Here is a 10385-nt window from a genome sequence, read left to right on the forward strand (position 1 = left end):
GCACCACGCTCGCCCGCAACGCCTGTGCATCCCCCGCGCCATGCGCCTGCGACACCAGCCCCGTGGTGCCCATGCGCAAAAAGCCGAAGCCCCAGAACACAAAGTTGAAGAACACCCCGCCCAGCGCCACCCCGCCGATGTATTCCGGCCCCGGCAAATGCCCCGCCACGGCCGTATCCACCGCCGACAGGATCGGCTGCGTCAGGTTGGCCAGCACAATGGGAAACGCCAGGGTCAGCACGCGCCGGTGCCACTGCACGGGTGATGCAGGTGCAACCGATGTGACCGATGAGGACTCCATGGGGCAAAAAAATTGGGGAGGGACAGTGAAAATCGGATGAAAAAGAGGTGCAACCGCCAGCGATTTCGCTATGATTGCGCCCCATTGCGAGTACCGGCAATCGGGCGACAAGTGCGGCACCCCGCACAACGTCGCCGATGACTATACGCGAATCCCCCCGGAAGGCAGGCACCATGCCCAGCCTTTCATCGCGACCGGGCAGGTGCGATTGATGCTGCGCGTCATCCCGCACACGCATGTCCTGAGTTGGTGACACCCACCATACAGGACGGTGGGCGACGCCAAAACAGCGTCGCCTCGGTAGAACTAAGCGGACTGGTAAGCAAACCGCGATGCCCTGTCGAGCGTCCGAACTCGCCGGGGCGGAGACTCCCTTGGAAAAAAACGTACAACGCAACCTTGGCGCCTGGCCCCTGATGTTGACTGGCCTGGGCTCGATCATCGGTTCGGGCTGGCTGTTCGGTGCGGGTCACGCCGCACAGGTGGCAGGCCCTGCCGCCATCTTTACCTGGGTCATCGGCGCAATCGTTATCCTGGCCATCGCCCTGACATATGCGGAGCTGGGCGCGATGTTCCCCGAGTCCGGTGGCATGGTGCGCTACGCGCGCTACTCGCACGGCTCGCTGGTGGGCTTCGTGGCTGCATGGGCCAACTGGATCGCCATCGTCACCGTCATCCCCATTGAGGCCGAGGCCTCCATCCAGTACATGAGCTCATGGCCGTGGCCGTGGGCGCAGGGGCTATTCCAGCATGGCGAGCTGACGCCGATGGGGCTGGTGCTCTCCGCCGTGCTGGTCATCGTGTACTTCCTGCTGAACTACTGGGGCGTGAAGGTGTTTGCCAAGGCCAACAACGCCATCACCATCTTCAAGTTCATCATTCCGGCGGCGACGGCCGTGGCGCTGATCGGCGCGGGCTTCCACCCGAGCAACTTCGGCATGGCCGAAGGCGCGAATGGCGCAGCACAGGGCTTCGCACCGTACGGCTGGTCTGCCGTGCTCACCGCCATTGCCACCAGCGGCATCGTGTTCGCTTTCAACGGGTTCCAGAGCCCGATCAACCTGGCGGGCGAGGCACGCAACCCGGGCCGCAACGTGCCCATTGCGGTGATCGGCTCGATCCTGCTGGCGGCCGTCATTTACGTGGCGCTGCAGATCGCCTTCCTGGGCGCGGTGCCGCCGGAATCGCTGGTCAACGGCTGGCATGGCATTGATTTCCACTCACCGTTTGCCCAGCTGGCGATTGCGCTCAACCTGAACTGGCTGGCCATCGTGCTGTACATCGATGCGTTCGTCAGCCCGTCAGGCACCGGCAGCACGTACATGGCCACCACCACGCGCATGATCTATGCGATGGAACGCAACAACACCATGCCGGCCATCTTCGGGCGCGTGCATCCGGTGTTTGGCGTGTCGCGTCCGGCCATGTGGCTGAACCTGGGCGTGTCGTTCATCTTCCTGTTCTTCTTCCGCGGCTGGGGTGCGCTGGCGGCCGTCATTTCGGTGGCCACTGTCATCTCGTACCTGACGGGGCCGATCAGCGTGATGTCGCTGCGCAAGACCTCGCCGGGGCTGCACCGCCCGCTGCGTCTGCCCGGCCTGTCGCTGGTGGCACCGTTTGCGTTCGTGTGCGCATCGCTGATCCTGTACTGGGCCAAGTGGCCGCTCACCGGCGAGATCATCGTGCTGATGCTGGTGGCCCTGCCCGTGTATTTCTACTACCAGGCCAAGGCCGGCTGGCCCGACTTCAAAACCGAGCTCAAGGGCGCGTGGTGGATGATCGCCTACCTGCCCACCATCGCTGCGCTGTCGTACTGCGGCAGCAAGGAGTTCGGCGGCCATGGCTACATCCCGTACGGCTGGGACATGGGCATCGTGGCTGCGATCTCGCTGTGCTTCTACCACTGGGGAGTGAGCAGCGGCTGGCATACGCGCTACCTGGAAGAAGTGGACAGCGCGCATGAAGACGGTGAGGCTCGCGACGACAAGCGCGCACCGCGCGGCGTCCCGCAGGGCATCTAAGCTTCATTGCCGCTACAAAAGAAAAACGCCCGACCGGTTTTGCCGGCGGGCGTTTTTTTATGTCTGCAAACAGCCCGGGAAATTGCTCAGAAACGTGCGCTAGACTTCACGCGCAGTTTCTCCGATCTCTCCCGAACCGACATAACTCATGACAAGACTCCTCGGCGTTCTCCTGATCGCGCTAGCGCTTGGCGCGTGTGGCAAAAAAGAAGAAGCACCCAATGCAGCCGGCGGAGCCGGGCCCGCCGCCATGATGGCCGCTGCCCCCGAAGCCAGCGCCAAGCAGGCAGAGGGTGCCGAGCGCCGATTCCTGGCCTATGAACATCGCGTCTCATTGGAAGTCGACGCCCCGCAGTTGGAGCGCCTGTACCGCGAGCTGCAGGATGCCTGCGTGAATGAGACCACCTGGCACTGCACGGTCATGGATGCCAGCATCCAGCTTGAACGTGACGAGCGCGGCGGCACGGCCCACCTGAACCTGCGCGCCAGCCCCGAGGGCGTGCGCACCATGCGCAAGCGCTTGGCCGACAGCGGTGGCGTGGTCAGCCAAGGCACCCACGTGGATGACCTGGGCCAGCCAATTGCCGAAGTCAGCAAGCGCCTGGACATGTTGAAGACCTATCGCGCAAGCCTGCTTGATTTGCAGCGCAAGGCGACCAAGGTGGAAGACCTGATCCTGATCGCAGAAAAGCTGTCGGAAACGCAGTCCGAACTGGAAGCGGCCACCGGCCAGAGCGCGCAACTGATGGACCGGGTGAACCGTGAGGTGCTGTCGATCGACCTGAGCACCCGGCAGACCACGGCACGCAGCCTTTGGGCACCCATCGGCAATGCGCTGCGTGAGTTCCCGCCCTCGCTGGTGCATGCCAGCGCCAGCGTGATCTCGGCCGTAGCCTACCTGCTGCCATGGGTGATCGTGCTGTCGATCGTGAGTGTGCTGATTGCACGCGTGCGGCGCAAGCGGCGGCAGCAGAAGTCGGCTGACTGACCGATCAATCGATTGATCGCCCAACAGCAAAAGCGCCCGCCGGAAACAGCGGGCGCTTTTGCTTTGGTCTTACGCTGCCTTCAAGCCTTCCATCGCCTCGCGCACGTAGGCGATCAGGTCAGGTCCCATCCACGGGCTGGCCGAGAGCTCCGGCTCACGCTCCATCGCCAGACGCACCTTGGCCTGTGTTTGCGGATCATCACCGGCATACGAGCGGAACAGATCGATCCACTGCCGGGCAAGCTGCTGCATCTCCGGTGCATGCGGGGCGGTGCCCTTGGCCAAGTGTTGCCGCACTTCGGCAATGAGGGTCGGCCACTCATTGGCGCGCTTGCCGAAGTTGGCACGCATGTGCTGCAGCTCTTGCGCCGAGAGATACTTTCCGTAGACCGCCAGCTTGGTCTCGTTGGCCGCTTCCATGATGAAGTTGAGCATCTCCAGGCTGATGCCGGTGCGGTCCTGCAATGCCGGCTCGTTCACGTGCATCGTGTGCATCTTCGCCGAGAGGACCGGATCGAGCGCGGCATCCCGCGCAAGCAGCGTCATCCATTGCTTGGCCAGCGCCTGCGCCTCGCTGCTGCGTGATGGCACATTACGCGCCATCGCTTCGCGCACGGTTGCCACCAGCGCCGCCCATTTCTCGTTGCGCGCCACATCCGCATCCAGCCGTTCTGCGCGCTCGCGCTCTTCCTGCGAAAGGTATTTGTCGTACATGGTCATCCATTCCAAGGTTGTGAGCCATTCAGCAAGCTCGGGCTCTTCCTGGCGCATGAGCTGGTCGTGCAGACGGGTCAGCCGGTCGCGCAGCACGCTGGCCTGCGTGATCTGCTGATCCAGCATCGCAATCTGCCGTTCCATGATCGTGGTCAGGGGAACGTCCGGACTTGCCAGAAAAGCCCCGATGTCAGCCAGCGACATGCCGAAACGCCGCAACGCCTGGATCTGGTGCAGCCGGGCAATGTCGGCCTTGTCGTACAGCCGGTAGCCGCTATCGGAGCGGGCCGAAGGCGTGAGCAGGCCAATGCTGTCGTAGTGATGCAGCATGCGGACGGTCAGACCGCAGCGTTTGGCGAGATCGCCGACTTTCAACAACATGGCCAGCTCCTGTCTTTTGGCTTGAACCCAGGCTAGGACCTCACGCAGTGTGAGGGTCAAGCGCGGCGTGAATGGATGACGCGCCATGAAGACGCAGGCGCACCCGGCATTCTGAACCATGCCCCCTCTGTGGTGGGGGCCACAGCCCGCCAACCCGCGCTGCGCCGTGCGTCATAAAAAATTCATTCAATTCTGTGTTCAGCGCTCCCGCATGTGACCGTTAGGCGGAATGTCCGAGCTTCCGTCCAACGCCATGACTTCCTCACCGCTCTCCCTGCCGGCGGGCATCGCGCCTGAAATGCTGCGTACGGTGTTCCAACCGATCTTCCGTCTGTCCACCACCGAGGTGCTCGGCTACGAAGCGCTGCTGCGTGGGCCGGCGGGCACGGCCATGGAATCGCCCGCGGCATTGTTTTCCGCGGCGTCGGACACAGCGGGCGCGATTGCCCTGGAGACGACCGCCGCGCGCCTGGCCATCGCCAACTTCTCGGCCATGCGCCTGCCGGGCAAGCTGTTCCTGAACTTCAGCGCGTTTGGCGTGCGCCAGTTGCTGCAAGACCATGCCCGCCTGCTGCATGCGATTGCCGACCACGACCTGCATCCCTCGCGCATCGTCATCGAGCTGACCGAACAGACGCCCATCGACGACCTCACCAGCTTTGCCCAGGCGTTGTCCGTTGCGCGTGACTTTGGCATGCAATGCGCGCTGGACGATTTCGGCACCGGCAACGCCAACCTGAACCTGCTGATTGAACTGACACCCGACTTCATCAAGCTCGACAAGTATTTCCTGCGTGACATTGCCAAGCACCCGGCCAAGCTGGACATCGCGCGCTCATTGCAGCAAACCCTGAAGGGCAGCGCGACCAGCATCATTGCCGAAGGGCTGGAAACGGAAGACGAACTGGGCGTGGTGCGCGATCTGGGCATCCGCTTCGGTCAAGGCTTCTTCCTGGGGCGCCCGCAAGACACGCCGGCAGGTGACATGTCGAGCCAGGCGGCGCGCGTGCTGCAGTCATCGCAGATTGCGGTGTTTCCGCAAGCGGTGCGCGTGGGCTGGCGCGCCATCACAGCCAGCAAGCTGCTGCGCGTGGCACCCACCCTGCCCCTGCGCTGCAGCAACGACGACGTACTGCACCTGTTCAACCGCCACCCCGATCTGCACGCCGTGGCGCTGCTCGATGAAGATGAACGACCGCTGGCGCTTATCGCCCGCCGCGCCTTTATTGATCGCTATGCGATGCCGTATCACCGTGAGCTGTACGGCAAGAAATCTGCGCTGACGTTTGCCAACCGGCAACCCGTGCTGGTGGAAAAATCCGCCTCGCTGGAAGACATGTCTGCGCTGCTGATGAGCGAAGACCAGCGCTACCTGACCGACGGTTTCATCATCACCGAACATGGCCGCTACCTAGGCCTGGGCACCGGCGAAGAACTGGTGCGCACCGTGACCGAGATCCGCATCGAAGCAGCGCGCTACGCCAACCCGCTCACGTTCCTGCCCGGCAACATTCCGCTGAACCTGCACATTGAACGTTTGCTGGAAGCACGCGCGGAGTTCTACGCCTGCTATGTGGACTTGAACCACTTCAAGCCCTTCAACGACCAATACGGCTACTGGCAAGGCGACGAGATGCTGAAGATGGCCGCCGCCGTGCTGGCCACGGCATGTGAGCCGACGCGCGACTTTCTCGGCCACGTGGGTGGGGATGATTTCCTGATCCTGTTCCAGAGCGCCGACTGGCGCGCTCGCATCGAGCACGCCATCGCCGCGTTCAACATCAACGCGCTGGCCATGTACACACCGGCAGACCGTGCCGCCGGGGGCATCCACGCCGAAGACCGCAAAGGCCTGCCAGCCTTCTTCCGCTTTGTGACGATGGCGGTGGGTGCCCTGCACGTGCTCCCAGGCGCCGCGCGCAACAGCGACGACATCGGCACCGCCGCCGCGCTGGCGAAACGCCGCGCCAAGCAGAGCGACAGCGGCTTCTATCTGGAGGCGATGCGGCCCGCGCAAACGCTATCGGTCACCGCCTGAGCGTGGTCGGCTAGAGCGCCTCTGCCGGGTCGCGCCGGCGGCGGGTCGGGCGGTTGGCCAGCGGCGTGAGGTCCGCTGCAAGGTGCGCATGCAGCGCCTCCAGCCCTTCCTGCTCAAAAAAGTGATGGCCGGGCAGCGTACGCAGTACGCTCGGGCCACGCGTGATGTCGGCCCAGGCGCCAAAGTCTGCCTCGTTCAGCAGCGGATCTTCCTTGCCGCGAAAGCCGAACAACGGCAACAACAGCGGCGGCTCGTCACGGTGGTCGTAGATCTCTGACAGCCGCAGGTCGGCGCGCAACGTGGGCAGGATGTACGACAGCGTGCGCGTGTCGGTCAGCACGGATTCGGGCATACCGCCCAGCCCGCGCAGGCGGTCGATGAAGGCGGTCTGCTCCAGCTCGCAGATCGGCGGGCGCCCCAACCGCCGATGCGGTGCGCGATGCCCGGAAATGACCAGCGCCACCGGCTGCGGCCCGCCACGCGCACGCAGTGTGCGGGTCAACTCGAACGCCACCAGCGCACCCAGGCTGTGCCCATAGAACGCAAACGGCAACGCGTCGGCCTGCGCACCGGCCACTTCATCGGCCATGCCGGGCAGCAATTCGTCGAGATGGCTGGCGCGCGCCACCCCCGCTGGCAGAAAGCGATGCGGCAACTGGATGGCCCGCACCTCGAAGCTCGGCAGTCCGGCCGGCCACTTGGCGAAGTTGCCTGCACTGCCGCCCGCATGGTGAAAGCAGTACAACCGCAGGCGTGGCGCAATCACGGGCGTGCGCCCGACGGGAACGATATAGCGTTGCTGGGACATGGCAGTGGCGCTCCTTACCAAGAAACCTCGCGCGGCAGGCCGTAGGCATCTGCGCCAGGGAAAGCCGGCCACGCAGGCGCCTGCGCTTCCTGCGCGGGGCTGTGGCCGGTCAATTGCGCCAGCAGTGCGTGCTGGCGGGTGCGGGCAGACGCGATGCTGGCAGCCTTCACGTGGCCATAGCCGCGAATCTGCTTGGGCAGGTTGGCCAGTTGCAGCACCGTGTCGTACGTGAGTGCGTTGAGTTTGCCCAGCGCGATGTCGATGGCGTGCTCATATTCGACGATCAGCGCACGCTCCTGCCGGCGCTCATGCGTGTAGCCGAACGGGTCGAAGCGCGTACCGCGCAGCCACTTGAACCGCGCCAGCATGGCAAACAGACGCTGCGTGCCGGGCCCGAATGTACGCTTGCGCGGTGCGCCGCCTTCCAACGCGGAGAGGATGGGCGGCGCCAGATGAAAGCGCAGCGTGACGTCGCCCTCAAAGGTCTCGGCCAGCGCGCGGCGAAAGTCCTCGCCACTGAACAGGCGCGCCACTTCGTACTCATCCTTGTAGGCCATCAGCTTGAACAGGTTGTGCGCCACGGCGGTGGCCAACGTCTGCTTGCCGGTGGCGGTGCGCTCGGCCTGCCGCACGTGCTCGACAAAGTTCACGTAGCGGCGCGCATAGGCTTCGTTCTGGTAAGCCGTCAGGAAGCCGCGGCGATGCGCGAGCACGGCATCCAGGCTGGCGGGTTTCTGCAATTTGATGATGGATTCCGCCAGCGGCTTGCTGGCGCCAATACCCGCATCGAACGCGGCGTAGCGCCCCCACTGGAACGCACGCTGATTGGCCGCCACGGCCACGCCATTGACTTCGATGGCGCGCAGGATGGCGGCCTCCGACAGCGGCAACAGCCCGCGCTGAAACGCATAGCCGAGCATCAGCAGGTTGGTGTACAGCGCATCGCCCAGGTGATGCTGCGCAAGCGCACCCGCGTCGACAAACTCCAGCCTGGCCTCGGCCGTCTCCCCCAGCAGGCGGCGCAGTTGCTCGGTTGGGAACTGCCAGTCCACTTGTCGGATGGCGTGCCCGGGGGGTGTCTCCTCCGTGTTCAACACGATCTGCGTATGGCCGGGCTTGATCTTGTCCACCGCATCCCGCGCAGCGGCAGTGAGGATGTCATAGCCGAGCACCACATCTGCCTGGCACGCAGGAATACGCTGCGAGTGCAGCGCATCCTGCCGCTGCGCAATGCGCACGTGCGACATCACCGCGCCGTTCTTCTGCGACATGCCGGTCATGTCCAGCACCGAGGCACCCTTGCCTTCCAGATGCGCGGCCATGCCGAGAATGGTGCCGACCGTGATCACGCCCGTGCCCCCAATGCCGCAGATGAGCACGTTGAACGGCGTGTCGAGCGCCGCGCGTTGCGGTGTCGGCAAGGCCGGCAGGTTGTCGGGCAACGCAGCCTTCTGCTGCTTGCGCCCGCTGCCGCGCAGGCGGCCTCCCTCCACGGTCACGAAGCTTGGGCAGAACCCCTTGACGCAAGAGGTGTCCTGATTGCACGACCCCTGGTGCACGGCGCGCTTGCGGCCGAACTCGGTTTCCAGTGGCACGATCGACGAGCAGTTCGATTGTGTGGCGCAGTCTCCGCACCCCTCGCACACCAGCGGGTTGATGAAGAGATGCCGGGCCGGCGCCTGCACGGCATGCTTCTTCTTGCGCCGGCGTTTCTCCGCCGCGCACACCTGCTCATAGATCAGCACGCTGGTGCCCGGCACGTCGCGCAACTCGCGCTGCACGGCATCGAGCGCCTCGCGCGGGTGGAGGGTCACCCCATCGGGCAAGCCGGCGCGACCGTCATGGCGCGACGGGTCTTCCGACACCAGCGCGATGCGCGTCACGCCCTCCGATGCCAGTTGCCGCGCAATCGCCGGCACGGTGACGCTGCCGTCCACCGGCTGGCCGCCGGTCATGGCCACGGCGTCGTTGTAGAGCAGCTTGTAGGTGATGTTCACCTTGGCGGCAATGGCCGCGCGAATGGCGAGATAGCCCGAATGGAAGTAGGTGCCGTCGCCCAGGTTGGCAAACACGTGCGGCACCTGCGAAAACGGCGCCTGCCCGATCCACGTTGCTCCCTCGCCCCCCATCTGCGTGAAGGTCTTGTTGTGCTCGGGGTAGATGGCGGTGGCCATGATGTGGCACCCGATACCGCCCAGCGCCAGGCTGCCCTCGGGCACCTTGGTGGATGTGCTGTGCGGGCACCCCGAGCAGTAGTAGGCCGAGCGCGCGGGCGTTGCCACCTCTCGGTCGAGAAAGGCTTGCCGGTCACGCAGCCATGCCGCCGTCTTGGCGATGCGGCCCTGCGGATGAAACTGTGCGAGCCGATCCGCAATCACCATGGCGATCTGCGCGACGGACAGATCCGTCTTGGCCGAGAACACACCGTTGCCGGCAGGGCCAGCCAGCTCACCCACCCCATCGGACTTGCCGACGATACGCGGGCGCGCGTTGTCCGGCAGGTCGTACAGGAACTGACGCAGTTGCGATTCCACCACCGGGCGCTTCTCTTCGATGACGAGAATCTCGTCCAGCCCCGTGGCGAAATCGCAGATGCCCTGTGGCTCCAGCGGCCACGGCATGGCCACCTTGTGCAGGCGCAGGCTGGCCATCTCGGGCGCATCGGTGTCGATCTCCAGCAGCGCGAGCGCTTCGCGTACATCGCGGTAGCTCTTGCCGGAGGCGATGATGCCAAGGCGTGCGGTGTGCGCATCGTGCGTGGTGCGGTTGAGCCGGTTGGCGCGCGCATAGGCCAGCACTGCGGGCAGCTTGTGGTCCTGCATCAGCGCTTCCTGCTTGCGCGCAGTCAGGCCCAGCGGGTCTGACGAGAGGCGACAATTCAGTCCGCCTTCGGGCAGCACGTGGTCCGTGGGCAAATGAATCTGCAGCGCAAACGGATCGGCGTCGATGCCGGCGGACGATTCCACCGTATCGGCCAGCGCCTTGAAGCCCACCGCGCAGCCCGAATAGCGCGACATGGCCCAGCCATGCAGGCCCAGCTCGATGTACTCCTGCACATCGGCCGGATACAGCACGGGAATCATGGCCGAGCAGAACAGGTGATCGCTCTGATGCGGCAAGGTGGACGAATACGC

At 64.7% G+C, this 10385-nt stretch carries 7 protein-coding genes; 3 read left to right on the top strand and 4 right to left on the bottom strand.

Annotated elements, in window-relative coordinates; all coding sequences use genetic code 11:
- The coding region (locus JHD73_RS24165; RefSeq protein ID WP_269848304.1) for an MATE family efflux transporter at positions 1-301 on the bottom strand (301 nt) is incomplete at its 3' end.
- Between the two features lie 374 nt (positions 302-675).
- On the opposite strand from JHD73_RS24165, the gene JHD73_RS24170 reads away from it, so the two are divergent.
- Both JHD73_RS24170 and JHD73_RS24175 read left to right on the top strand, forming a co-directional pair.
- Positions 676-2322 (top strand): APC family permease, encoded by a 1647-nt coding sequence (locus JHD73_RS24170; protein WP_199032714.1) that lies wholly within the window; start codon positions 676-678, stop codon positions 2320-2322.
- Positions 2323-2470: 148 nt separating this feature from the next.
- On the top strand, positions 2471-3310 hold the full coding sequence (locus JHD73_RS24175; protein WP_199032715.1) for a DUF4349 domain-containing protein: 840 nt from the start codon (positions 2471-2473) through the stop codon (positions 3308-3310).
- Positions 3311-3379: 69 nt separating this feature from the next.
- Here JHD73_RS24175 and JHD73_RS24180 read toward each other — a convergent pair whose 3' ends face one another.
- Positions 3380-4405, bottom strand: a complete 1026-nt coding sequence (locus tag JHD73_RS24180) for a MerR family transcriptional regulator (protein WP_199032716.1) — start codon at positions 4403-4405, stop codon at positions 3380-3382.
- Between the two features lie 229 nt (positions 4406-4634).
- Between JHD73_RS24180 and JHD73_RS24185 the strand changes: the two genes are divergently transcribed.
- A complete protein-coding gene (locus JHD73_RS24185) occupies positions 4635-6443 on the top strand; it encodes a phosphodiesterase (RefSeq protein WP_233177137.1) in 1809 nt (602 codons plus the stop codon).
- A 10-nt stretch (positions 6444-6453) separates the two neighbouring features.
- Here the strand turns inward: JHD73_RS24185 and JHD73_RS24190 are convergent, their stop codons facing one another.
- Together JHD73_RS24190 and JHD73_RS24195 are read right to left on the bottom strand one after the other, a co-directional pair.
- Positions 6454-7251: a thioesterase II family protein gene (locus tag JHD73_RS24190; RefSeq protein WP_199032717.1), complete on the bottom strand. Its 798-nt coding sequence runs from the start codon at positions 7249-7251 to the stop codon at positions 6454-6456.
- 14 nt (positions 7252-7265) lie between these two features.
- On the bottom strand, positions 7266-10385 hold a 3120-nt coding region (locus JHD73_RS24195), incomplete at its 5' end, for an indolepyruvate ferredoxin oxidoreductase family protein (RefSeq protein WP_199032718.1).

This window comes from Ralstonia sp. ASV6, assembly GCF_016429285.1.
Taxonomy (GTDB): Bacteria; Pseudomonadota; Gammaproteobacteria; order Burkholderiales; family Burkholderiaceae; genus Ralstonia; species Ralstonia flaminis.